General features: G+C 60.9%; 22 protein-coding genes. 7 read left to right on the top strand and 15 right to left on the bottom strand.

The features are described 5' to 3' along the window. Positions 1-72: 72 nt before the first annotated feature. Positions 73-1,395: an MFS transporter gene (locus tag QNJ86_RS03335; RefSeq protein ID WP_283831168.1), complete on the bottom strand. Its 1,323-nt coding sequence runs from the start codon at positions 1,393-1,395 to the stop codon at positions 73-75. Between the two features lie 193 nt (positions 1,396-1,588). Beyond that, a complete protein-coding gene (locus QNJ86_RS03340) occupies positions 1,589-2,281 on the bottom strand; it encodes a TetR/AcrR family transcriptional regulator (protein ID WP_283831169.1) in 693 nt (230 codons plus the stop codon). A 204-nt stretch (positions 2,282-2,485) separates the two neighbouring features. On the opposite strand from QNJ86_RS03340, the gene QNJ86_RS03345 reads away from it, so the two are divergent. From QNJ86_RS03345 to QNJ86_RS03355, 3 genes are read left to right on the top strand one after another with little or no spacing between them, the layout of a single operon-like run. Continuing rightward, positions 2,486-3,748, top strand: coding sequence for a M50 family metallopeptidase (locus QNJ86_RS03345; RefSeq protein ID WP_283831170.1), 1,263 nt, complete (start codon positions 2,486-2,488; stop codon positions 3,746-3,748). Beyond that, positions 3,735-4,115 carry an MmcQ/YjbR family DNA-binding protein gene (locus QNJ86_RS03350; protein ID WP_283831171.1) on the top strand — a complete coding sequence of 127 codons (381 nt, stop codon included), beginning with the start codon at positions 3,735-3,737 and terminating at the stop codon, positions 4,113-4,115. Before QNJ86_RS03345 ends, QNJ86_RS03350 begins: the two co-directional genes overlap by 14 nt. Positions 4,116-4,167: 52 nt before the next feature. Continuing rightward, positions 4,168-5,388: a diphosphate--fructose-6-phosphate 1-phosphotransferase gene (locus tag QNJ86_RS03355; protein ID WP_283831172.1), complete on the top strand. Its 1,221-nt coding sequence runs from the start codon at positions 4,168-4,170 to the stop codon at positions 5,386-5,388. Here the strand turns inward: QNJ86_RS03355 and QNJ86_RS03360 are convergent. The 4 genes from QNJ86_RS03360 to QNJ86_RS03375 form a co-directional block, all read right to left on the bottom strand. Next, a complete protein-coding gene (locus QNJ86_RS03360) occupies positions 5,385-6,281 on the bottom strand; it encodes a sensor histidine kinase (protein ID WP_283831173.1) in 897 nt (298 codons plus the stop codon). The two genes, QNJ86_RS03355 and QNJ86_RS03360, sit on opposite strands and share 4 nt — an antisense overlap. Positions 6,282-6,286: 5 nt before the next feature. Then, positions 6,287-7,213, bottom strand: a complete 927-nt coding sequence (locus tag QNJ86_RS03365) for a hypothetical protein (RefSeq protein ID WP_283831174.1) — start codon at positions 7,211-7,213, stop codon at positions 6,287-6,289. Next, positions 7,206-8,120: an ATP-binding cassette domain-containing protein gene (locus tag QNJ86_RS03370; protein ID WP_283831176.1), complete on the bottom strand. Its 915-nt coding sequence runs from the start codon at positions 8,118-8,120 to the stop codon at positions 7,206-7,208. Before QNJ86_RS03370 ends, QNJ86_RS03365 begins: the two co-directional genes overlap by 8 nt. 133 nt (positions 8,121-8,253) lie before the next feature. Next, a complete protein-coding gene (locus QNJ86_RS03375; protein ID WP_283831177.1) occupies positions 8,254-8,973 on the bottom strand; it encodes a response regulator transcription factor in 720 nt (239 codons plus the stop codon). A gap of 144 nt (positions 8,974-9,117) precedes the next feature. Between QNJ86_RS03375 and QNJ86_RS03380 the strand changes: the two genes are divergently transcribed. Next, complete coding sequence (locus QNJ86_RS03380) at positions 9,118-10,167, top strand: Fic family protein (RefSeq protein WP_283831178.1); 1,050 nt, start codon at positions 9,118-9,120, stop codon at positions 10,165-10,167. A gap of 76 nt (positions 10,168-10,243) precedes the next feature. On the opposite strand, the gene QNJ86_RS03385 is transcribed toward QNJ86_RS03380, so the two are convergent. Beyond that, the gene (locus tag QNJ86_RS03385; RefSeq protein ID WP_283831179.1) at positions 10,244-11,218 is read right to left on the bottom strand and encodes a helix-turn-helix transcriptional regulator; all 975 of its coding nucleotides are present in this window, start codon (positions 11,216-11,218) and stop codon (positions 10,244-10,246) included. Between the two features lie 269 nt (positions 11,219-11,487). Next, a complete protein-coding gene (locus QNJ86_RS03390) occupies positions 11,488-12,888 on the bottom strand; it encodes an MATE family efflux transporter (protein WP_283831180.1) in 1,401 nt (466 codons plus the stop codon). A 604-nt stretch (positions 12,889-13,492) separates the two neighbouring features. Here QNJ86_RS03390 and QNJ86_RS03395 point away from each other — a divergent pair. Continuing rightward, positions 13,493-14,908 carry an L-cystine transporter gene (locus QNJ86_RS03395; protein ID WP_283831181.1) on the top strand — a complete coding sequence of 472 codons (1,416 nt, stop codon included), beginning with the start codon at positions 13,493-13,495 and terminating at the stop codon, positions 14,906-14,908. Positions 14,909-14,939: 31 nt separating this feature from the next. Here QNJ86_RS03395 and QNJ86_RS03400 read toward each other — a convergent pair whose 3' ends face one another. Together QNJ86_RS03400 and relB are read right to left on the bottom strand one after the other, a co-directional pair. Further along, a complete protein-coding gene (locus QNJ86_RS03400) occupies positions 14,940-15,215 on the bottom strand; it encodes a type II toxin-antitoxin system RelE family toxin (protein ID WP_283831182.1) in 276 nt (91 codons plus the stop codon). Continuing rightward, positions 15,215-15,442 carry a type II toxin-antitoxin system RelB family antitoxin gene (gene relB, locus QNJ86_RS03405; RefSeq protein WP_283831183.1) on the bottom strand — a complete coding sequence of 76 codons (228 nt, stop codon included), beginning with the start codon at positions 15,440-15,442 and terminating at the stop codon, positions 15,215-15,217. Before relB ends, QNJ86_RS03400 begins: the two co-directional genes overlap by 1 nt. Positions 15,443-15,721: 279 nt before the next feature. On the opposite strand from relB, the gene QNJ86_RS03410 reads away from it, so the two are divergent. Next, complete coding sequence (locus QNJ86_RS03410) at positions 15,722-16,876, top strand: helix-turn-helix domain-containing protein (protein WP_283831184.1); 1,155 nt, start codon at positions 15,722-15,724, stop codon at positions 16,874-16,876. 154 nt (positions 16,877-17,030) lie between these two features. Here QNJ86_RS03410 and QNJ86_RS03415 read toward each other — a convergent pair whose 3' ends face one another. Beyond that, a complete protein-coding gene (locus QNJ86_RS03415) occupies positions 17,031-18,932 on the bottom strand; it encodes an ABC-F family ATP-binding cassette domain-containing protein (protein WP_283831185.1) in 1,902 nt (633 codons plus the stop codon). Between the two features lie 270 nt (positions 18,933-19,202). Here QNJ86_RS03415 and QNJ86_RS03420 point away from each other — a divergent pair, with 270 nt between their 5' ends. Further along, on the top strand, positions 19,203-21,038 hold the full coding sequence (locus QNJ86_RS03420; protein WP_283831186.1) for an FAD-dependent oxidoreductase: 1,836 nt from the start codon (positions 19,203-19,205) through the stop codon (positions 21,036-21,038). Positions 21,039-21,122: 84 nt separating this feature from the next. Here QNJ86_RS03420 and QNJ86_RS03425 read toward each other — a convergent pair whose 3' ends face one another. The 4 genes from QNJ86_RS03425 to QNJ86_RS03440 form a co-directional block, all read right to left on the bottom strand. After that, on the bottom strand, positions 21,123-22,082 hold the full coding sequence (locus QNJ86_RS03425; RefSeq protein WP_283831187.1) for a LysR family transcriptional regulator: 960 nt from the start codon (positions 22,080-22,082) through the stop codon (positions 21,123-21,125). Between the two features lie 201 nt (positions 22,083-22,283). Then, the gene (locus QNJ86_RS03430; RefSeq protein WP_283831188.1) at positions 22,284-23,405 is read right to left on the bottom strand and encodes a DUF1648 domain-containing protein; all 1,122 of its coding nucleotides are present in this window, start codon (positions 23,403-23,405) and stop codon (positions 22,284-22,286) included. Continuing rightward, positions 23,406-23,921, bottom strand: coding sequence for a GntR family transcriptional regulator (locus QNJ86_RS03435; protein ID WP_283831189.1), 516 nt, complete (start codon positions 23,919-23,921; stop codon positions 23,406-23,408). It lies immediately after the preceding gene. Positions 23,922-23,955: 34 nt separating this feature from the next. Continuing rightward, positions 23,956-24,294 (bottom strand): hypothetical protein, encoded by a 339-nt coding sequence (locus tag QNJ86_RS03440; protein WP_283831190.1) that lies wholly within the window; start codon positions 24,292-24,294, stop codon positions 23,956-23,958. Between the last annotated feature and the right edge of the window lie 15 nt (positions 24,295-24,309).

Here is a 24,309-nt window from a genome sequence, read left to right on the forward strand (position 1 = left end):
CCTTTTCCCCTGCCTCTTTTCGTCGATGCGGTCATCGTACATCTTTATTGAACGAACGTCAATGAACGATGTTTAATCGACAAGTTTGACCGGTGTAGTTGGTGTAACCTGCGCAGCCTGAGCGTCCAATGCAGCGTGCCCATCCTGCTCCGCCGCAATCTCACGCAAACCGCGGCTGAGTACGCGCCATGTCGCCAGGCCAATCACAAACGACACCACCGCAGTGCCCAGCGCCACGGGCACCACATTGCCGCGTAGGGCATCGAACAGGCCGCCGTAGACGAGTTGCCCCACGGGCTGCGCGCAGTTCGCGAGCGACATTGCCAGCGCGATCACCTTCCCCACCAGGTGACCCGGTGTTTCCAGCTGCACGAACGAGATGGACTGGATGCTGAACATGGTGGCGCACGCCATGCACACGAACAGGCTGGTCACGAAGATGCCGTACGCGAGCAGCGGATCCATCGGCACGCCCAGCACCACCGCCATCGGCAGCAGTGCCGCGGCCGCCAGCAGCAACAGCAGCCCTGCGCGTTCAAGCTTGAGACGCTTCGCCAGCACGCCCACTGTGATGCCACCAGCTAGTCCGCCAAGCGCCAGCACACCTTCGGCAAAACCCATGTACTGGTTCGGCAGCCCTAGAATCTGGGTGACCGTAACGGGCGCGCCGATGAGGATAAACGCGGTCAGCGTGACGTTGATTCCTGCCACCAGCAGGATGACTTTGAGGATGACGGGCCGGTCGTGGCGCAGGAAGGCGAAACTTTCGGCGATGTCGCGCACCACCGTGCGGATCACACCCACGTCGCTGCGTTCGATAGCGTCGCGCGGGATGCGCACGAACAGCACGATGAGTGTGGCCGACAGCGCGAACGCCGCGCCCGACACAACCACCACCGGTTCGATGCCGAAGAGGCCGAACACCATGCCGCCAATCACCGGCCCAACGAGTCCCGACAGCGCGCTGATCTGACTCACGATGGCCGTGGCGCGCACGATGCTCTCGCGCGGCACGATGAACGGCACCGCCGCCTGCACCGTCGGCTGGTACACACTTTGTGCGGTGTACAGGATGATGAGCGCACAGACGGACAGAGCGATGATGTCGATGACCCCTTCGAACGCGAGATACGCGGCGCAGGTCAGGGCCAGCAGCACGTCAAGCGAGGCCATGATGCGTTTCTTGTTCACGCGGTCGGCCGCCACCCCGCCGATAGGCGTCAGCACAATGTAGGGAATCCACGCCGCAGCCGCCACCGCCCCCATGAGCGCCGCCGACCCCGTAAGGTTCAGCACATAAAGCGGCAGCGCAAACCGCAGCACCGCGTCGCCGAACAGCGACGCAATCTGCACGATGACTACCGAGATGAACGAACGATTGAGCAGTGATGCCATGATGCTTTCCTTTCTTTTATCATACCTTTGGTTGGTATGTATTTAGGTTAAAAAAGATGCCCGCGAGGGCGAGCGACACTCCATGCCCGTGAGTCTACGAAAGCACGCGCGGACAACGGCAACAGCGAACGTACAAATGTTTCACGTGAAACATTCCGGGCGGGTAACCGGGCGACGAAGCCACGCCACGCCCCTACCCCTTCGCGGCGTCCACGTTCCTCACCTCCTTGAAGCGGGCGTGGAACCGGCGGCGATAGGCTTCCAACACTTCGCCGAGGCCGTTTTCCTCCAGCGACAGGCCCAGCGCCTTCACCATATCCAGGTAGAAATCCACGCGCGTCCGCAGCTCCTCGGCAGTGCAGGAGCGGAACATCGGACTGGCCCAGAGGTTCGCCACCAGCACGATGACCTCGCTAAACTCCTTGGGGTGGTCGGTGCAAATGCTGCCGTCGCGCACGCCTTCCTCCACGATGGGCAGCACGAACAGCGGCACAGCTTCCTCAAATATCGATTGGTATTGCAGGCCAAGCAAGCGCGAATTTTTTACCGGGTCGACGTCGGGAGCAATGTCGGCCCACATTTCCATCTGCGGTCCCGACACCGACGCTTCGAACAGCGCTTGTAGCTTTTGTGCGCCGTTCATGCGGCCGTCGTCACGAATGCGGGCCATCTCTTGGTACAGCCCCGCGTTCTCGCGGTCGAGCGCGGCCGAGAGAATGTCTTCCTTTGACTTGAAGTGGTGATACACCGCACCCTTCGTGAGTCCGCCCAGGCCGTCGATGATATCCTGAATGCTTGTATTGTCGTAGCCCTTCTCGTAGAAAAGCTTGAGCGCCACATCGAGAATGCGGTTCACCGTTTCCTCAGGATGCTTATTACGCGCCATGGGCAGCGCCCCTTTCATTATTTCATCGCGCTTCAAACGTGCATTCAAAAAACGAACTGATATTTCACGTGAAACATTCGGCCCACCGCACGCGAGCCATTAACATACCAACGGTATGTATCTTAGCGCGCCTCCCCGCCCCTGACAAGAGGTCACTATGGAATAATGGAAGCGGACACATTCCCCCGTTTCAAAGGACCACTAGTGACCAAGGCAAATACCAACAAATCGCACAAGCTTGCGAAGGCGTCTGCGATACTTTTATTCACCCTGATCGGCGCTTTTGGCGGATACCAGCTAGCTCGCATGATAGATGAGACCACCACAACAGGGGCACTTGAAACCATACTGATCGCCGGGCTTTTCATTGTTGTGTTAGCGCTTGCCTACCTGCTACACATCATCGTGCATGAGGCGGGCCACCTCGTGATGGGCTTGGCAACGGGCTATCAATTCATCTCATTTCGCATCGGCAGCATCATGGTGATAAAGGAGCAAGGCCGCCTGCGTCTGCGTCGTTTCTCGCTCGCGGGTACGGGCGGCCAATGCCTGCTCAGCCCGCCTGATCTGGTGGACGGGCGCGTCCCCTACGTGCTTTACAACCTGGGTGGCGTGTTGGCGAATCTCACGCTAGCTATCCTCTGCGGCATCATTGCCGTAGTAGCGCGTTTCATTGCGGTGAGCCAAGTAGGCGAGAGCGCACCACTGTGGACCACTCCTTCCGGCGCCGTTGCGCTGTTCTGCACGTTCTCCGCTATTGTGGGCCTGGCGTTGGCACTGATGAATGGCATTCCGCTCTCGCTGAGCGGAGTAGATAACGACGGTCGCAATATCGTGTCAGCCAGCAAGAGCCCTGAAGCGCTGCGTGCCTTCTGGATTATCATGAAAAGCGGCGAAGAGTTGGCCCGCGGCAGCCGCTTGAAGGATATGCCAGCAGCCTGGTTCGCTCCGCCCTCGTCGCCGGAGGCGCTCACCAACCCGCTCATCGCTTCGGTCGCGGTACTGAGCTGCCAGCGACTTCTCGATGAAGGCAACATCCCCGAAGCAGCTCAGTCCATCCGCACGCATTTGAACACTAGCACAGGAACGCTCGGTATTCATCGGGCGCTTCTCAACATCGACCTCGCGTTTTGCGAGATGATGGAAGGCACGCGCCCTGAAAGCCCCGAACCCTTCGACAAGGAAACATTGCGCATCGCAAAGGCTATGCACACGAATCCCTCACTTCTTCGGGCGCGCTACGCAACTGCGCTTCTTGTTGACCACAATCCCGACGAGGCCCGCGTCCTGCGCGAGAAATTCGACCGCGTGGCAGCGAACTACCCCTACTCCGCCGACCTCGCAAGCGAGCGCGAACTCATGGCGCGAGTGGACGAAACTGCCGCCGCTCGACAGAAGCCAGTGAACAACAAAGTGGGCGAAACCGATACCAATCTTTTGAAGGAGGCCTCCTATGACGGCGCATGAGTGGTTGGACACCTATCTTCAAGCAAAGCCCGGCGCAACCAAGGATTACAAGATAGAGTGGGAATGGTGGCGCTATCAGGTGGGTGGCAAGATGTTTGCAGCCACCATGCGTCCGGGCGCGCAGTACGGCGAATACGCTGGCCGCAACCTGGTGTCGCTCAAGTGCGACCCCGTGTGGTCCGAGCAGCTGCGGGCCGCGCACCCCGACATTCTGCCGGGGTTCTACGCCGACAAGCGACATTGGATTTCCATCGACCTCGATGGCACCGTGCCCGAGGACCTGTTGCGCGAATTGTGCGACCATTCCTACAATCTCGTGTTCAACAAGTTGACGAAGAAGCTTCAGCGCGAGATACTCGGCGCTTGACACATTTCGCGGCGGCGATGCCGCGCACAACGAAGAGAACAGGATGCATCACATGGGCAACTGCCTCGTCGCGCAATCCGGCGGCCCGACCGCCGTCATCAACGCCAGCCTGGCCGGAGTCATTCGCGCCAACCAGCTGAACCCGGTGTACGATCGCGTGTTCGGCGGCCTACACGGCATTGAGGGGACGCTCGACGACAAGCTGTACGACCTCACCCACCTGTCGGGCCATGACCTGGAGATTCTGCGCCAAACACCCTCGTCGGCGCTGGGCACGTGCCGCTACAAGCTGAAGCGCGGCAACGACGCCGACTTCCGCCGCCTCGTGGACGTGATGGACGCGCACGACATTGACACGCTGTTCTACATCGGCGGCAACGACTCCATGGACACCGTGGATGCACTGGCCGAATGGGCGCAGGAGCACGCGCCGGGCAAGCGCTTCGTGGGCATTCCGAAGACGGTGGACAACGACCTGGTGCCTGTGGACCACTGCCCCGGCTTCCCGAGCGCGGCGAAGGTGGCCTGCCAGATCACGCACGCCACGCGCCTCGACTACGACGCGTACACGCGCCCCGAGGTGTTCGTGCTGGAAGTGATGGGCCGCGACGCGGGCTGGCTGGCGGCCAGCTGCTGCGTGACGGGCGACGTGGACTTGCTTGTTCTGCCCGAGGTGGATTTCGATCGCGACGCATTTCTGGCCGAAGTGCAGCGGAAGTTCACTGAGCAGGGCGAATGCTACATTGTTGTGTCCGAAGGGGCACACTACGCCGACGGCACGTACCTCGCCGCTACGGAGGCGGCCAACGACGGATTTGCCCACGCGGTGCTGGGCGGCGCGGCTCAGACGCTTAAGCAGATGATCATCGACGCAGGCATCGTGCCGCGTGGCGTGGTGCAGGATTTGTCGCGCGCGGCACGCTCGAGCAACTTCGCACAGAGCCTCGTGGACGTGAATGAGGCCTATGAGCTGGGGATGAGCGCCCACATGCGCAGCGCCGACCCCGCCTTCACCGGCCAGGTAGTGGGCATCCGCCGCGACGAAGCAGCGGCCGCCGAGGGCCGCTACAACGCCGAATTCTTCGCCGGCCCCGCCAGCGAGTTCGCCAACTTCGTCAAGCACTTCCCCGCCGAGTGGATCCTGCCGAACTACCAAGGCATCACCGAAGAAGCCCTCGCCTACTTCCGCCCCCTCATCGAAGGCGAACCCAAACTCTTCACCGAAGCCGGCCTCCCCGTAACGCTACCGGCGTTTAATCGACGCGAACGCTAGAGAGAATTCGGCAGTTCCAGGTTGATGCTGAGGGTGTGGCCTTCGAGGTGGGCTGATAGGTGCATTCCCATGGTGTTGGCGAGGTTGGCGGCTACAGCAAGGCCAAGGCCGCTGCCGGGGCGCGTGCGGGAGGCATCGGCGCGGTAGAAACGCTCGAAGAGACGCTCAACATCGAGCGCCCCGGGGTCGGCTACCTCATTCGCGAACGTTACCACGTTGCCGCGCTGCGTGATGGTAGGTGCGGAGGCCCCGTGGCGCAGCGCGTTACCCACAAGGTTCTCGAAGATGCGCGTAAGAGCCTCGGGGTCGGCCTCAACCAGTAGGTCCTCGTCCGCGAAGTCCACCTGCGGTTCCCACCCCTGACGCTCGAAGGCGGGGTACTGCCCCACTAGCACGTCCGCCAACAGGGGCATCGCGCGTACAGGGCGCAGATCAAGCGCGAGATCCGGGTCGCTCGCCTGCGCATACGCGAACAGCTGGTCAAGCAGGGCACCCATGTCGTCGAGCCGCGCCTCGGCAGCACGCAGGCGACGGGCACGCGCTTCCTCATCTTTCTCCTGTTCACGCGCGTCTTGCGCGAGGCGCAGATAGCCTTTGGCACCCATGAGCGGCGTGCGAATATCGTGCGAAAGACTGGCCAGATCGCGCTGAAACTCCTGCTGGCGGCGCCGCGCTTCCAGCCGTTCCTCCTGCGCGGCATCCAACTGTCTATTTACCGCAGCCGCAAGCTCGGCGAACCCACAACCCGGCGCCTCCACCGTGAGGCGCGTGTTGCTATGCGCATCGCGCTCGCGCAAGTTGCGCGCCATGCGGCGAAGCTGCCGCTCGTACACGAGCACCGCAAGCCCCGCACCCACCACACCGCACGCCAATCCCACGAGCGCGACCATCATATTCCCTACACGTCCTTTCGCGGGCAGACGGCTACCGCAAGCGCGGTGCATGCCGCAATAACCACGCCCGCCACCAGGGCTATCTGCGCCGGAACGGTAAGCCCTTCCACTGCGGTACCTTCAACGGAGGAAAGCAGGCCAATTCCTCCGGAACCAAGCAGCTTTACGCTCGACGTAGGAAGCCACTGCATCAGGTCGGTCAGAATCGGCAGCGCTGGAGCAAGCGCAGCGACGGGCGTCATGACCACGCTTGCCAGTATTCCCGTCGAAACTAGAATCACGAATGAAATGCTAACCGCCTTGCTGCGCGTAAGGCCCACCGCTATCGCCGTTGCGGTTGCATACATCATAACCGCCAACCATGCCAGCACCACCCAGCCCCAAAATTCGCCGAGCGTTTCCGTCTGGCGATGCTCAAACCCGGCTAGCGCAAAGCCAACGTCGGTCAGCGCCATTCCTATCAGGAGAAACACCGCGCTTACTACAGCACATAAAACCAGCTTCTCGGCGTAATACACCCAGCGACGCCCTCGCCCGGCGAAGATGTTTTTCGCAAACCCTGCTTCGAAATCGGTAAGCAGAAGTTCCCCTATGATCAGGCAAATCAGCAGCGTGAGCGCGCCCACCGATATCAGTATCTGCGCATACGAATACGTGCGCGATGGTATAACCTTCTCGTTGAGCGATGTGACTTCTTCGGAAGAAAGATTTGCGCCGCTGCCATCGGTGATGCGGAAAGTCGCGTTCGGCCCAACCTCGGCTGCCTGACCAGTCTCGGTTTGCTCATTCACCATCTGCGCGAACGTTGGCGTGGTGCCGAACCACACCAGGCCCACCGCCAGCGCCACGTACACCACCAGGATTGCGAGACCTACCCATAAAAACTTGCCATGTACCAGGCGGTAGATATCGGATTTCAGCAGATTAAACATGGTGAACACCGCCCTCCATGAGTTCGACAAAGTAGTCTTCAATGTCGCGCTTGAGCACGCTCAACTCCAACACCGTTTGGTCGGTGTCGCGCAGAAGCCGCGACACCGCCCCGTGGTCACACGTACCCACAAGTACAAGTGCGCCGTCCGGTTCCGCGCGGAAGGTGGCGTCCGGCAGCGCCTCTTCCAGCAACGCAAGCGTGCGGGCAGGGTCGGCAGTGCGCACGCGCAGGCTGTCGCCGCATTCAGCTTGCACCTCGTCGGCGGTCATTTCGCGCACCATATGGCCGTTCGCGATGACGCCGAAGCGCGTTGCCATGCGGTCGAGCTGGTCAAGTACGTGCGAACTTATGATGACAGTTACACCCAACGATTGGTTCAGCCGCACAATCAGGTTACGCATGGCGCGCGTGCCCTCGGGGTCGAGGCCGTTCAGTGGCTCGTCGAGCAGCAACAGGTCGGGCGAGCCTATGAGCGCGAGCGCCAGACCCAGCCGTTGCTTCATGCCAAGAGAGAAACCGCGCACCTTCTTCTTCCCCACCTCGCCCAAGCCCACCAGAGCGAGCGTCTCGACGCAGCGGTCAGGGGCGTTCACGATGCCCGAGGCCAGCGCTTTCGCCATGAGGTTCTCGTAGGCAGTAAGGTTGGGCAGCAGCCCTGGGTCCTCGATGAGCGCACCGATGCGCAGACTATCCTCGCCGTCCGGGCGCGTGCCACCGAACAGCGCAATCTCACCCTCGGTGGGCGCGACCAGCCCGCATATCATTTTCATAACGGTGGATTTGCCCGCACCGTTCTTCCCGACGAACCCGTAAATGTCGCCCTGCGCCACGTGCATGTCGAACCGATCGACCGCACGTTTGCCGCGGAACGCCTTCGCCAGCCCCCGCGTCTCAACGACGTTCATGAATGCCCCTTTCTCATGGATGTGTCCTTCACGGTATCCACGATACGGGGCCGAATTTCAGGAAGGTTAAACCAACCTTTAAGAAAGTTTGAAGAAGGGACGGCAGGGCGCGCGGCGCGGGTGGGCGGATACTTCATTGAACCACATCAGCGGCTAGTTTGAAGCCGAGGCCCCATACGGTTTGGATGTAGCCGTCAGTGCCGGTGGGCTTGAGCTTCGCGCGGATGTTGGACACGTGAACGCTCACGGTGCTGTCGTCGACGGCGGAGGGCTCACCCCAGGCCAGCTCGAACAGCTCCTGCTTCGTGTACACCTTGCGCGGGTGCGCGGCCAGCAGTTCCACGATGTTGAACTCGGTGCGCGTGAGAGAAATTTCGGCGCCGTTTGCGACCAACGTGCGGGCGGCGCGGTCAAGCGTCCAGGCGCCCACGCGCAGCACGTCGTTGCCGGGTTGAGGCGCAAGCGGACGGCCGCGGTGGCGAAGCTGAACCTCGATGCGAGCGAGCAGTTCGTCCAGGTCAAAGGGTTTGGCCAGGTAGTCATCAGCACCCAGCTTCAGAAGGTCGATCTTGACTGAGGCCGCCGTACGTGCCGAGGTGACAATAATGGGCGTGGCCGCATCGGTCGCGCGGATAAGCCGCACGATATCCTCTCCGGGCAGCCCCGGCAGCATAAGGTCGCACACCACCACGTCGAAACGTTCGCCACGCGCGACCGCGCCCTCCAGCACAAGCCGAGCCTCCGTACCCGAAAACGCCTGCGTACACGCATACCCCGCACGCCCCAGATGCTCCGTCACAATGCCACTGATGTCCGCATCATCCTCCACAATGAGTACGCTCGTTTGATCCACCCGCACCTCCTGCACCGCCGATTCCCACTCTCAGCGGCCAGTATAGCTAAATCGTTACTTTTTTCCGAGTATCCTCGCCACCATTGTGGTATCTTAGCCATTAGAGGTTATTTGGCTAAGATACTTTCAAGGTGGCGAAGATACGTGGAGCAGTTTGACTACAACAAAATCATTCCCACCCTTATGGTTCCCGAAGTTGTTTCGGCGCTTGGAACCATACGCGAGCACCGCGGAAAACAGGCTCTCTATGCTGCCATCAGGCCAGACATCCTCAACAGCTTAGTGGAAACCGCAAAAATCCAAAGCACCGGTTCATCCAACAGGATAGAGAACATTTCAACCTCGGACAAACGGTTACGGGAGTTAATGATTGACAAGGTTGAACCACGAAACCGCGACGAGCGAGAGATTGCTGGATACCGTTACGTGCTTGACCTGATCCACGAAAACTACGAAGCGATTCCCGTGAAACCAGGAACTATTCTTCAGCTGCATCGTGACCTCTACCGATTCAGCGATACTGCTTACGCTGGCAAGTGGAAAGACACCGATAATGTTATCGCAGAACGAAGCGCCACCGGTGAGATGGTCGCCCGCTTCCGACCGACAAGCGCCATTGGTACGCCATCCGCAATAGAGCGTTTATGCGCCGGATACCATGATCAGATTGATAATGGTATTCACGATTCCCTCCTTGTTTCCCTGCTCTTCGCTTTCGACTTCGTGAGCATTCATCCTTTCAATGACGGAAACGGCCGCATGAGCAGGTTGCTCACCTTGCTGCTTCTGTACCAAAACGGCTATACCGTGGGGAAATACATTTCCTTGGAAAAGGAAATTGAACGGACTAAATCAACCTATTACGAGACGCTGGCGGCAAGTTCGGTCGGCTGGCAAGAGGGCACTAATGATTATCTCCCATTTGTGACGTACCTACTCGGCATCATCACTGCTTGCTACAAGGAGCTCGACGATCGTTTCGCTTTCTTGACTTCGACCAGCAATAACGAAGACACGCTTCGTTCTTATTTCGAAGGCGTACTCGGCGCGGTCACCAAACGGGAGATCATGGAGGCCAACCCTTCAATGAGCCAACGCACCATCGAACGCATTTTGCAAAAATTGCAGGCTGAAGACGTTATCGAAAAAGTGGGCGCTGCAAGAGCGACCGTCTATCGAAGGAGAGATGTGTAAATACAAAAAGCCCGTTCACCTTCGCACGACCAAGGTAAACGGGCTCTGATACAAAGTCGCAACAGATAAGTCCGCCCTACCCTTCGATGCGACTGACGGGGCGGACGTACTTCCAGCAGCGGGCAGGGTTGAAGTAGAAGTACAGTACGCGACCAGGGGTTTCGTCATAGCAGTAGCCGGTACCCTCGAAGTCGAACTCGGCCATAGCGCGCTCGATCTTTTCCTCCACCGTGCGGTTCTCCTGCTCGTAGTCGAACGGGCCGTGCTCGAACACGAGGTATTCGGCTTCGGGTACATCAATCAGCTGCAGGTTTGGCGGCACCTCGCCCTGCCAGTCGGCAGGCAGACGCACGCCGTAGCACTCGATGCGCGGAATGCCCCAGTCACACAGGCGGCCCTCCGGGTCCCACATGTAGGCCATGAGCTGGCCACTTCCACTGTTCACCTCGCTGCCACCATCATCGTCAAGCTTGCCCTTGATGCTGTCCAGCAGCCCGCAAATGGTATCGTAATCCTGCCCGGGAATGGCGTTCTGCTTCTGCCAGAAGTCCCAGTAGCCGTTGCTCTCGTAGTTCTTGACGTGCAGAAACTTGTGCGCGGGGATGGTCACGAAGTAGGTCTCCACGCCGTCGTTCGATTTCGTCATGCCAATTTCTCCTAATCCCAGCAGGTAGCGATCGAAGGGGTTGATCTTCGTGCGCAGCACCACCGGCCGCGGCCGCTCGCGGAACTCGCGGGGCGTCACGCCGTACGCGGCCTTAAAAGCCCTGGTGAACGCTTCATGCGACGAAAAGCCGTGCGCGAGCGCAATGTCCAGCAGGCTCTTGTCGGTGTCGCGCACCTCCTTGAGTGCGAACGCGAGCTTGCGGCTGCGCAGGTAGTCGCGCAGCGGCATGCCCGCAATTTCCTTGAACTTCCGCGTGGTGTGAAACTCGGAATACCCCAGCTCACGCGCCAGCGCGCGCAGCGTGAGCGCCTCGTCATCGCAGGTTTTGATGCACTCGTCAATCTTGTCGACGATCGCTTGTATCTGCCGTTGCCATTCATACATTGGACGCGCCTCTTTCAACCGGTTGCAACGATCATACCGAAAGCACCGCCCCGCCGCTTGACTTTGCTTGCGGTGTTGAAGATGCCGTCATCGCGGCGAAGGCAGCAAGAAGATTGATACAGCATTCTACTGTCATCTCGAATTGACAACCGCGTAGGTTTCGGGGCACGCGCTTATGAGAGATCTCCGTGCAGCAAAAGCCCTCTTTCACGCAGATCAAGGATTGTCCGACCAAGCAAGAAAGAGGGCCCACGTTGTAACAAGATTTCTCACACACCCATTCCCCGATCAGGCACTTCCCCCTGTTCGAAATGACAGGAGTATGTGCGCGACCAGAGGCGGACGTAGAGGCCGCCGATGATGGCGGGGATGACTGGCGAAGCGGCTTGCGCGACGAAGATACCTACGTAGCCGAAGCCCAGCACGCCGCTCAACACGAACGCCAGGCCGAAACGCACGGCGAAGGCGTCGATGAGCGAGTTCACCAACACAAGCCGGGGCGAGCCCGCGCTGAGCGCGAACGAGTCGAAGCTGAACATGGCGGCGTAGAACAGGCCGTTCACGCTGCACGTGATGCGCAGGTACAGCACGGCAATGTCATGCGCAGCCGTGCCGTCTACCAGGCCGTACGCCGCCACAATGACGGGCGCCAACAGCTGGATGAGAATTTGGATGCCCATGGTCACACCTACGTTGAACCGCGCACCGAGGCGTACGACCTCACGAACACGAGCGGGTAGCGCAGCACCCGCGTTCTGCGCGGCGGCCGTCGTGATGGCCTGGCCGATAGCCCAACACGGAAGCCCCGCCACGGTGCTGATTTGCAGCCCGACACCCGCCGCAGCCGCCACGTCGGTACCGTAGCGGTTGAGCAATCCCGTGACTAGCGCATACGATAAGTTCACCACCGCCATCTGCACCGCAGAGGGCACGCCTACACGCAACACAGCCACTGCAGCCGCGCCAAAGTGCGAGCCGCGCATGCCCCCGCCCGAGAGCACCCGCCCACCGGGATAGCGTCGCCACACCGCCACCAACGCACCCACGGCCGCCACACCCTGCGCGACAACCGTGGCGTACGCAGCGCCCACCACGCCGAGTCCCGCAGGCCCCACCAGCACCAGGTCAAGCGCTACATTCACGAGCGCCGACACTCCCACCAGCACCAGCGGCGTGCGCGCGTCGCCGTGCGCTTTCAGAAATGCGGCTGCCGCATTCAGCAGAAACGGCCCCACGCACCCCGCGCACACCACCTGCGTGTACGCCACCGCCGCATCAAGCGCCTCAGCCGGCACCGCGTTCGCCGTGAACCCCGGTCGCGCTAGCACCGCACCCACCGCAGCCAAAAGCCCCGCAGCCACCACCGCCACCAGCAGCGTGGCCGCGTAGGCACGCCGCTTACCAGCAACATCGCCCGCACCTACCGCGCGCGCCACCACCACACCACCGCCGGCGGTCAGCCCCATCACAAACGCACTCACCAGATAGGCCGCGTTCGTGGCGTTCGAAATGGCGACCAGCCCCACATCGCCCACCACCTGACCAACCACCACCATATCCACCGTCTGATACACATATTGCAGCAAGTTCAACGCCATCAGCGGCAACGCAAACACAATAAGCCGCCGTAACAGAGGCCCCTCAGTAAAAGAAACAGCAGAATTCGACACAGTTCACCTCGTTGATCGGAGAATACGAAAACGAAAAACTCACCGGTTTCAAAAAAGTCAGCGAGAAGCCTTGAGGTGCTTCGAATTGGCGTGAAAGTCCGACGAAGCGTACTGCGGTACGCGAGGAGGGCTTGGAGCGCCAAGGCGGAGTGCCTCAAGGCTTCGCAGCGGCGAGGCGTTCCGATGGCTGACAAGCCATCGGAACAAAAAAAACGCCGCAGATGAAGTCATCCGCGGCGCTCAAGGTTTCCGGCATTCTGGCATCAACGACGAAGCGCGGCCTTACGCGGCGCGCCTCCTGATGCCGATGAGTATGTCCGTCCCTGCTCCGTGCGATGCTTCATCGGCGATAAGCGCGCGGAGCGGCAGCTCTACAGAGAATCATGAGCCCTCCCAAGTGGTGAGCACAACGCCCAGCAGCATACCGCGCCGCGCGCAAAGCGTCAACTGGCCGCGCTTCGCCCTTGGAACAATTTGCCATCGAGACGTTGGCAGAAGCCGCACGACCTCGGCGCGCGTCAGACGAAGCTTTCATACTCGTTCCCTGTCGGCCCATCACGATGAGTCGACGCTCCACAAAGCCACAACGTCCGAAGGTGAATCCGTGCCCGCAGAAACCTTGGTACCTATCATAGTTACGCTTGCCGTGTTCGCAGTGTTGCTTGGCCTGCTCAAGTTCATGAAACAGCGCGGCGTGGGCTTCACGCCTCGGGTGTTTACGGCGCTCGGGCTGGGCATTGCGCTCGGCGTGGGCATACAACTGGCGCTCGGACGCGGCAGCGAGGCCGCCACTGTGGCGCTCGACTGGATTGCCGTCATAGGCCAAGGCTACATTGCGCTGCTGAAGATGCTGGTGATGCCGCTCATTTTTGTGGCCATCGTGGGCGCGTTCACGCGCACGAAGGTGACCGAGCGGCTCGGTCACATCAGCGCCGTCGTGCTAGCGGTACTGCTGGGCACCGTCGCCATCGCCGCACTCACCGGCTGGGCGGCAGCAGCGTTGACGGGACTTGCAGGCGCCTCATTCACCGCCAACGCCGCCCCCGATCCCAGCGCAGTTACCGCCCTCCAAAGCAGCCAACAGCAGGTAGAAAACCTCACGCTGCCGCAGGAAATCCTCTCGTTCATCCCCACCAATGTGTTCGCCGACCTAGCCGGAAGCCGCCCCACGTCCACCATTGCCGTGGTCATCTTCTCCGCCATCGTGGGCGTGGCCTACCTGCGCCTGCGCGACCGCGACTCAGTCCAAGCCGCGTTCTTCCAGCAGCTCATCGACAGCTTGTATGGGATAGTCATGCGCATCGTGACCATGGTGGTGGGGCTCGCACCCTACGGCGTGCTCGCGCTCATTGCGCACGTTATGGCCACAAGCGACTACACCGCCATCCTCGACCTCGGCAAGTTTGTGCTGGTGTCGTACGCAGCCATCGCGTTCATGTTCCTGGTGCACGCAGCCGTGCTGCTGGCGAACCGCACAAACCCCCTACGCTACTTCAAGAAGGCGTTTCCCGTGCTCAGCTTCGCGTTCGTCGCGCGCTCAAGCGCCGGCGCGCTGCCGCTCAACATAGAGACGCAGGAGAATGCCCTCGGCGTGGATGAAGCCGCGGCGAACCTCTCGGCCAGTTTCGGCATGTCAATCGGGCAGAACGGGTGCGCCGGCATCTATCCCGCCATGCTAGCCACCATCATCGCGCCCACCGTGGGCATCGACGTGTTCTCACCTGCGTTCGTGGCGGGACTGGTGGCGGTGGTCACCATCAGTTCGTTCGGCGTAGCGGGTGTGGGCGGCGGCGCCACCTTCGCCTCGCTCATCGTGCTGGGCACCATGGGGCTGCCCATTGAGATTGTGGGCATTCTCGCGTCGGTGGAGCCGCTCATCGACATGGGCCGCACAGCCCTCAACGTAAGCGATTCCATGGTAGCCGGCATCACCGCCGCCAACACCTCCGGCACCCTGAACCGCGCCATCTTCAACGACCCCACCGCCCACGTAACCACCGAAAGCCACGAGGGACTATAGCGCCCCACATCTCAACCGCGGAATCACTAAATCACAGGCTTCGATACACCTCGCGCCTATGACCCACCTTGAACACTTCCACGATGACGCGCCCATCATCAACCTTCCCCAGAATGCGATACGTCCCAACTCGCCAGCGCCATCCATCTTCCACGCCTTGCAGCTTTTTTGCACTGGGAAGTGTGCGTGGGTCATCGCACCCATTGAGTTCCTTGTCGATAAACGAAGCCACCAGAAGAAGCGTCTTTCGATCAAGAGAGGTAAGCTGCTTCTGAGCCCGCTTCGTCAACTCAACCCGGTATCCCATCAGAGCGCCAAACCGAGATCGCGCTTAACCTCGTCCCACGAGACGCGCGTGCCATCATCCTCGTCAATGGCCGCCTGCAAATCGCGCGCGTCCAACTCATCTTCAAGACGTTCAAGCGTCCACTGCCTGACCTGAGCAGAAAAAGTTGTACCGTTCATTTCGGCAAATGAGGTAATCCATTCTTTCTCTTCAGGAGCGAACCTAATTGCCGATGCCGTCATAGCCATATCCGTCTCCTTACAAGAGTTTACGTTGTAAACTCACTATACTAAGCAGAGTATACGTTGTCAACTTGCTTTGCGGGAATAACGCGAAAATGATTACTGCATTAAACCACCAGTTCACAGCCAATGTAAACCTGAGCGTGCGCGAAAATTCTTGAAACGCGCGCTCAGGTTGGTGGAGCGGGCGGGGGTGCGCGGGCATTATACAAGACATCGAAGGCGCCGCTTCGGCCGACCGGCGCTTCGGGTATGATGCATTCGAACACAAAGAAGGGACTACCCATGAGTTTCGCCGAAAATCTTGTCTACTTGCGCCAGCACTACGGCATCACGCAGGAAGGCCTCGCCGAGCAGCTGGGCGTGTCGCGCCAGACCGTGAGCAAGTGGGAAGCGGGCACGAACTATCCGGAAATGGAAAAGTTGCTCGTGCTGTGCGACCTTTTCCACGTAAGCATGGATGATCTTTTGCGCGGCGCCGTGAGCGTGGCGAAGGAGGGCGACACCGAGCGCTACGACCGCCACATGAACCGCTATGACGCGTCTATCGTTGCGGGCGTGGCCTGCATCCTTACGGGCGTAGGAATGACAAGCATTGCCGAGGCGCTGCACCTTCCCGATAACATACAAGCAGTCGCGCTGCTGTCATTCGTCGTGGTTGGCGTGGTGCTCCTTGTCATGGCCGGCCTGAACCACAGCGAGTTCAAGCGCCGCAACCCCGCCATCGAACCGCGCTACGATGCCGAAACGCTCGAACGCGCCAGCCGTCGCTTCCCCCTCCAGATTGCAGCAGGCGTGGGGCTCATTCTGCTTGATGTCATCATGCTTGTTGGGCTCACGCCCGAAGATGACACTTTCATGCCGTTTGGAATTGTGGTTGAAGACCTCCTTATTGCACCGTTCATGCTGATCATGGCCGTAGCCGTGGGCCTGCTCATCTGGGCCGGCATGCAGAAATCGAAATACGACCTCTCCGAGCTCACCTACATCGCACACCGCAGCGACCTCGGTGCCGACCTGCCGCCGAACGCCGTCGTGAAGTCTCCGGAGCAACTGCGCGCCGAGCAACTCATGGGTGTAGCGTGCGGCATCATCATGCTACTGGCCACCATCGTGTTTCTGGTGTGGGGCTTCGTGCCACTGTTCGACCAGATGGGCGGCTGGGCTGGCATGGACAAGTTCGAAATCAAAGACGCCATCCGCAGCGGGCAGGGCGGGTTCGCCATCAGTTGGATCGCATTCGCCGTGGGCGGCATCCTGTGCGCCGTCGTGTGCCTCGTAGGCAGCGTGCTGTCGAAGTCAAAAGAAGACTGGATTGCCGAAGCCCGCCAAGAGGACGCCTGGATCAAATACGCCCAGTCCGACACCGCCCAGTCCGACCCCTGGTCCCGCACCCCCGAAGAAGGCGACACCACCCACGGCGAGCAACCGCGGAACTAACAACGCTCTACATCTGATGCCGCAATACTCAAGCAGTTGCGGCATCAGATGAAAAATCTCGTATCACAAAGAACGCGCTACGCTCATTTCTTTACCTAAAGAATGTCCATAATTAAGAAATGGCCCTTTTCTTAATTATGGACTCCTGTACCTTCTACTCCCCTAGGGTTTCGGCGGCTTCTAGCCATTCTTCTTCTAGGGTGTCTATTTGTTGTTGGAGGTCGTTGATCTGGGATTGGAAGTTGCCGAGGGCGGTGAAGTCGGTGGGGTCGGCGGCGGCCATCTGCGCACGAACCTCGTCAATCTTCCCCTTCAGCGTCTCCACCTTCCGCTCGTTCGACTGCATGAGTTTGCGCAACGTCCGTATCTCTCCTCCGGAAAGCTGCGGACGAGCGCTCTCTGTCTCGGGGTGAGCGTCGGTAGGTGCGCACCAAGCGAGTTCCGCACGAGCCGAAGCGTCCTGTGGACGCTTCGTGCGAGCAGGACTGTCCGAGCGACTGCGTGCCTGCCGACGATCGCCAGCCCCCATGCCGGAACAGGTCGCCTCCCGCTCATCCGCCAGCTTCAAATACTCATCAACCCCGCCCGGCAAATGCCGCAACTTACCATCCATCAGGGCGAACTGGTGGTCGGTCACGCGCTCCATGAGGTAGCGGTCGTGCGTGACCAGAAGCAGCGTGCCGGGCCAGCTATCCAGCAGGTTCTCCACCACAGCCAGCATGTCGGTGTCCAGGTCGTTGCCCGGCTCGTCGAGGATGAGCACGTTGGGCTCGTCCAGCAGAATCAGCATCAAGGCAAGACGGCGCTTTTGGCCGCCGGACAGGTCGCACACCGGCTCGTTGAGGTCGGCACGCGTGAACCCCAGCTTCTCCAGCAGTTGCGCGGGCGTCATCTCTTTGCCGTCGAGCATGGTGCGGCGACTGTAACGGCTGATAACCTGGCGCACGCGATCGTCGCCGAAGCGCGCAAGGTCGTCCAGATGCTGAGACAGCACGGCGAACCGCACGGTCTGGCCAATCTTCACGCGCCCGGACGTGGGCGCTTGCAAGCCCTGAATCACACGCAGCAGCGTGGTTTTGCCCGTACCGTTTTCACCCACAATGCCATAGCGGTCACCAGGGCCGATGATCCAGTCCACATCATCGAGCACCGGTCCCTCGCGTCCGTCGAAGCGCACGGTGACGTGCTCCAAGTCCACCACCTGCTTGCCGAGCCGCGCCATGGCCATACGCTTCAAGGCCAGCTCATCGCGCAACGGCGGCACGTCGGCAATGAGCGCCTGGGCGGCAGCCACGTGAAACTTCGGCTTCGTCGCGCGCGCCCGCGCCCCGCGCGAGAGCCACGCCAACTCGCGGCGCAGTTCGTTCTGGCGCTTCTGCTCGGCAAGCGCTGCCAACCGGTCGCGCTCCACGCGCTGCATGATGTAGGCCGAGAAGCCGCCTTCGAACGGCTCCACCGTGCGGTCATGCACCTCCCACATGCGCAAACATACCTCGTCGAGGAACCAGCGGTCGTGCGTGACCACCAGCAGCGCGCCCTGTCCCGCGCGCCAGCGGTTCTTCAGGTGCCCCGCCAGCCAGGTGATGGCACGCACGTCCAGGTGGTTCGTAGGCTCGTCAAGCGCAAGCACATCCCAGTCGCCGATGAGCAATCGCACCAGGTCAACACGCCGACGCTGCCCGCCCGAAAGCGTGCCCACACGCGCGTCCCACGGAATGTCGCGCGCAAGCCCCGCAATGATGTCGCGAATGCGCGCATCACCCGCCCACTCGTATTCGGGCAGATCACCCACGATGGCTTCGCCCACCGTGGCCTCAGGGTCAAGCGCGTCGGTCTGCCCCAGCATGCCCACGCGCACGGTGCCATTGCGCAGCACGCGGCCGTCATCAGGCTCAAGCGCCCCCGCCAGCAGCGCAAGCAGCGTCGACTTCCCGTCGCCATTGCGCCCCACGATACCAATGCGGTCGCCCTCATCCACGCCGAGCGACACCCCCTCGAACACCGTCTTCGTAGGGAACTCCACCCGCACCTTCTCGCAACCCAGCAAAAACGCCATGCCCATCCGTCCTTCATTCGCCGTTGTTCGCAGGCGATTATAACGCAAGCCACAACCCCCCGCCCCCGCTCCACGAGAAGGCCGCGCCCACAAGCCAACCCGCACCACCACAACAAAAGAGCCGAAAGAAAAACCGCACCCGCCGCGGATTTTCTTTCACGCGTTGTACGACTTCCGTCCACAGCGCCGATTTCCCTCCCTTACCCCAGGTAAACGTACCCTTACTATACAAGCATCCCTTGGAGGGGACATCAAAGAAGGAGGGGTATCATGAGCACAAACAGCAATCAGCAATCCCAATCCAACCAAAACGGCAAGCACACCCTCAGCAGGCGTAGCTTCTTCAAGGCTGCCGCAACCGCAACGGTAGCTACCGCCGCTGGCGGAGCACTCGCAGCGTGCGCACCCACCGGAGGCTCCGGTACCTCAGGCAAGGAAGGCGCTGTCGATAAAGCGCAACTCGCCTTCGAGGCGGCCGCCGCTCCCATCGAGCCCGTCGAGCCCCCGGCCACCTGGGACTTTGAAGCCGACGTCATCGTCGTAGGCTCGGGCGGCGGCGGCATCACCGGGTCGGTGCGCCTCGTGGACGCCGGCATGAAGGTTATCATGCTCGAGAAGAACGAAAAGACGGGCGGCACCTCATCCTACGGCGGCATGTTCGTCAACTTCGGCGGCCACCGCCTGGCCAACGAGGTGGAGTGGGCCTACCCCAGCTTCCCCTACGATCCCAACAAAGTGGTCGCCTACGTGAACGACCTCCAGCAGATGACGGTGGATCCGGAACTCCTGTACGCGATGGCCGTCGAAGGTCCGCAGTGCATCGACTGGATGGCCGACGCCCTTGAGGTGCCGTGGGCACCCGCAGGTAAGGGCCCCGCCGGCATGAAGAGCCTCTACTGGAACGGCCAGATCACTGCGAAGAACTCCATCGAGATCATGCACTTCCCCTTCGAAATGATGACCGAAACGGCGAAGAATCATGGTGTGGATATCCACACCAGCACCGAGGCGCTCGCGCTCGTCGTCGACAACGGCACCGTCGTGGGTATCAAAGCCAAAACGGCCGACGGCGAAAAGTTCTACCACGGCACCAAAGGCGTGCTGCTCACCGCCGGCGGCTTCGAAATGAACCGCGCCATGCTCAGCAAGTACACGCCCACGTGCCTGCGCGGCATCGTCAACGTAGCCACGCCACCCTACAACGACGGTGCCTGCATCCGCATGGGTCTTGGCGTGGGCGCCGACCTGTCCGGCTACAACTCGGTGGCCTGCTTCGACGGCAGCGTGGAGTGGGAGCCGTACGACGAGTTCGCCACCAGCATGAACGCGCACGTCAACAAGGACGGCAACCAAGCGGTGCGCCAGCCGTGGCTGCTCATCAACCGCATGGGACAGCGCGTTCCCTACCTGAGTACGGCCGGATCGTCCTACCCCTTCCTCAACACCGACCCGAACAGCATGGTCACAGCCCTCACGGACCAAGGGGCAGTGGAAATGAGCCAGCCGGGCGGGCGCACCTATGTGTGCTTCGACTCCAAATTCGAGAAACTTGTGGGCGAAAACTATTTCGGCCAGTCGGTGTGTCGCGTGGGCAAAGTCATCCCGGAAGACGATCCGCTCATCGACCGTGTGCCCGAGTGGCAGCGCGACTGGCGCAACGCCTTCCAACTCATGGTAGATGCGGGCGCCGTAAAGGAATGCAACACCATTGAGGAACTGGAAGAAGCGCTTGGCCTGCGCGAAGGCGTGCTCGTGCAAGCGGTGAAGGACTGGAACGCGGCATGTGCGGCCGGCGAAGACACCGTCCCCACTTACAAGTACGACCCCTCGTGGCTCATCCCCATCGAAGAGCCGCCCTACTACGGCGCAAAGATTGGCGGCAACCTGTTCGCCACGAAGTGCGGGCTGCGCATCAATTCGAAGATGCAGGTCATCGACACGGATGGCGCTGTCATTGACGGCCTGTACGCCGGATGGCATACCGCAGGCGGCTCGAACGGCGAGAACAACATCGCGGGCAAGCCGTTCAACGGCATTTACGGCGACATCGGGCTGTCGTTCGTGGGCGGCTACATGGCTGCCGGCAGTATCATCGACGCGAAGTAGACACACCTGCGACACACGGTCGCGCGCACTCCCTCCCTCGCCCTGCGCCCCCGGTGTCACACACGATGCCGGGGGCGCGGCGCGTTATTCGCCACCGTCAGATGAATGGTCCGGCGCAGCAATCGCGCGCAGCTGCTCAAGAAAGGCCTTCCCGCAGGGGTCGAGCCGCGCCTCGTTACTCAACACGTGCAAATCGCACGGAATGGTGAAGTCCTCAACGGCAAAAATCCTGATGTCGGGACTTGTACGCAACCCCGAGTGCGACCCGGCCAGCGCAATGCCAAACGTCTCGCCCAGACCCGACAGATACAAGTCCAGGTAATTCGTGCATGGTTGATTATCGGGCTCGACGTGGGCACCAGCACGCGAAAACCACGACGACACCGCCTCACCCGCCGCCACCATGTTCTGAGAGTTGCCAAGCAGCAGCGTATAGCCATCCAGGTCACGCGCGGTAATACGTTCTTGCTCAAACAGCGGACACGAGCGATTCATCCAGAAACGGCATTCGCCCGTCTCAAAGTAGAAACGTGCCACGCCGTCGGGCATAGACACGGGCTGCGGAATGCCATTGTCCTCCGGTCGCTGCACGTGCGCGAAGATGGAAAGATCTACCTTGCCGTCCACCACCGACTCCACGTTGGCATAGGTTCCGGAGGCGAACAGTATCTCAATGTGCTGATCAGGACAATCTTGGCGAAACGCTGCAAGAGCGCGCACCAGTACTTCCTCAAACGGCGGATAATCGAGCGTCCCCACCACCAACGACGACGATGCGGCCGAAAACGCACGGCATTCCTCAACGCTTTCCTCCGTCAACTTCACGATGGCACGCGCCTTCTTCAGGAACAGCTTGCCCGTCGGCGATAACTCAAGCGCCCCGTTGCGCTTGATGGTAAGAGCCGCGCCCACCTCATCTTCAAGCGCATGGATATGGGCGCGCAGCGTCGGCTGCGACACGAACAGCTCAGTTGCTGCTTGAGCGAAGTTGAGCGAACGCGAGAACACGATATATTCGTGCAAGTAGGCGGTTTCCAATGACATCCCTCCCCTGTGCCATTGGTTCTACTATACACGAATCCCCAAGAGGCGGCACGCGCGAAGCGCACACGCTCAACAGGGAGAAGATGCGCCACTTCGATTTGGCTAGAACACCGTCGTTTCTGGACCTTGCTCACCTGGTCACGAACTGTTGCCAGTTTTCCTTATCTGGCAACAGTTCGTGACCAGGTGAAGCAGCCGGCCCTAGAACATCACCGTCACCGCCACTATGAAGGCTAGTGTTACCAGGGCGCCTCCGGCTACGATGGCCCAGATGGCGGGGCGGGCGAAGTTGAGGGTCCAGCCTACGCCGAAGCGTTCAGGCAGAAAAAGGCTTGCGTCGTCGGGGTTGTAGTAGAACACGCCGAACTTCCAGTAGCGGTCGTCATCCACCAGCAGTCGGTCGGACGTTTGCATGCGTTTGAACACGCGCGAACCCGCCTGACCGTACACCGCGCTCACGCCCATGCCACCCACGCACAGTATGACGGCCGCAACCGCCACAAACACACCGGCCTGTCCAAGCGTAATCACATCCATAAACGACAGCGGCATAGCAATCATCGCAGTGTCTATCACCAGGCCACCAGCCAGCAAAAAGATGCTCTGCGCGCGTGCGAACAGGCCATACGCTAGCGCCGACGTGGCGGGCGCGCCGGGTTCGGCCCACTTCTTCGAACGCGCAATGCTCCAGTGCGCAAACGCGAAGCTCACCGCTATGAACGCCTGGATGAGCACCGGCATCCACACGATCATCGGCGTTTTCTCTTCCCACCGGTTAATCGTGCCGTCGAAATTCATGTGCAGGGGAATCATATCGGGCATGTGCGCGTACCCCACCACGCCAATGAGCAGCGTAAGCGCCATCACGGGCAGGTACAGCAGGTTCCACTTGAGCGAGATGGCGCGCGGAACGGGCTGCTCGCCCACCACGGCGACGGCCTCCTGCGCATCGGCTGTCCAGCCACGCTCCTTCTTGTACGCGTTCATTTTCGCGCGATAGAACAGCATGAGCGCGTAACCGCCGGCCGTGAGCGCCAGCATACCCACCACCATCAGGGCGAATGCTGCGCCGAACGCGCCTGTCACCGCGCATGCAATGCCCGCCACACTGAGCACCGCCGTGCACACCAGGAGAATGGCGGCGTAGCGGCGTTTGAGACCACGGACGAATGGGTCCTTCTGCTCGGCGGTGGGCACGGTGACGGTGAACACCTCGCCGCGACGCATGAGGTACGGCGTCACCGCCATGAATGCGCCGGTCACGGGCAAAAGCAGCATCATAAGCACCACCATCACGGTGGGGTCGAACGCCTCATCCACCACTTACGATACACCTCCCCTGAATGCAGGCGCGCTGGAAGCGGCGCGCTCGATGTTCCCGGGCTCGCCCGCCTTCGCCTGCTCGGCGCTGCGAGCCTCGCGCGCGGCTCGCTCCTCCGGGCGTTCGCCGGCGCCGTACGCGCGCGCCACCTGGGCTTGAGCGCACTCCAAGAACTCACCCCAACTACCGCCGCGTGCACGGTGCGCCAGCGCCAGCTCGAACAGTTCGTCCTCCATTTTCGCCAGCTCAATGCGCGCACGGTCGGCGCGGTCGTCCTCGCAGGGGTCGGCAATGTAGGCACCGCTGCGGCCGCGCATGAGCACGTAGCCCTCGTCGCGCAGCACCGCGTACGCCTTGTTCACCGTGTGCAGGTTGATGCCGAGGTCGCTCGCCAGCGCACGTACCGACGGTAGCGCCGCGCCCGGCTCCAACTCACCACGCGCAATGGCGGCGATAATCTGGTTGCGTATTTGCAGGTAAAGCGGCTCATCAGCCTTCTGATCAATGCGAACAATCATAAGCGTACCTCCTTTGCGAACGCGGATCGAACTCTTAAAACAGCATGAGGTTGATAACCAGCGTGACCACCGCCACGGCAAGGCCAATGACCGAAAGCAGCAAGCCCGTCTTCGCACGCGTTGCCGCAAGCCACGCCGCACCGCCCAGCCCAAGCGTCGCCGTAACCAGTACAATCACCGGCTTCGGGCCGTAGTGCTCGCCTGAGATGCCGAACTGCACAATCACCTGATCAGGCAACAGCAACCACTCCGCAAACACCAGCGCGATAACCACCACCGCCAACACCGCGGCCACCGCCAGGCCCGCACGACCCTCAAGAACCCTGCCGCCGCCGCGATCCCTCATACTGCCCGTATTCTGCGCGTATCCCATGATAGCCCTTCCTTT

The sequence above is a fragment of the Gordonibacter faecis genome (assembly GCF_030077735.1).
In the GTDB taxonomy this organism is placed as follows: domain Bacteria; phylum Actinomycetota; class Coriobacteriia; order Coriobacteriales; family Eggerthellaceae; genus Gordonibacter; species Gordonibacter faecis.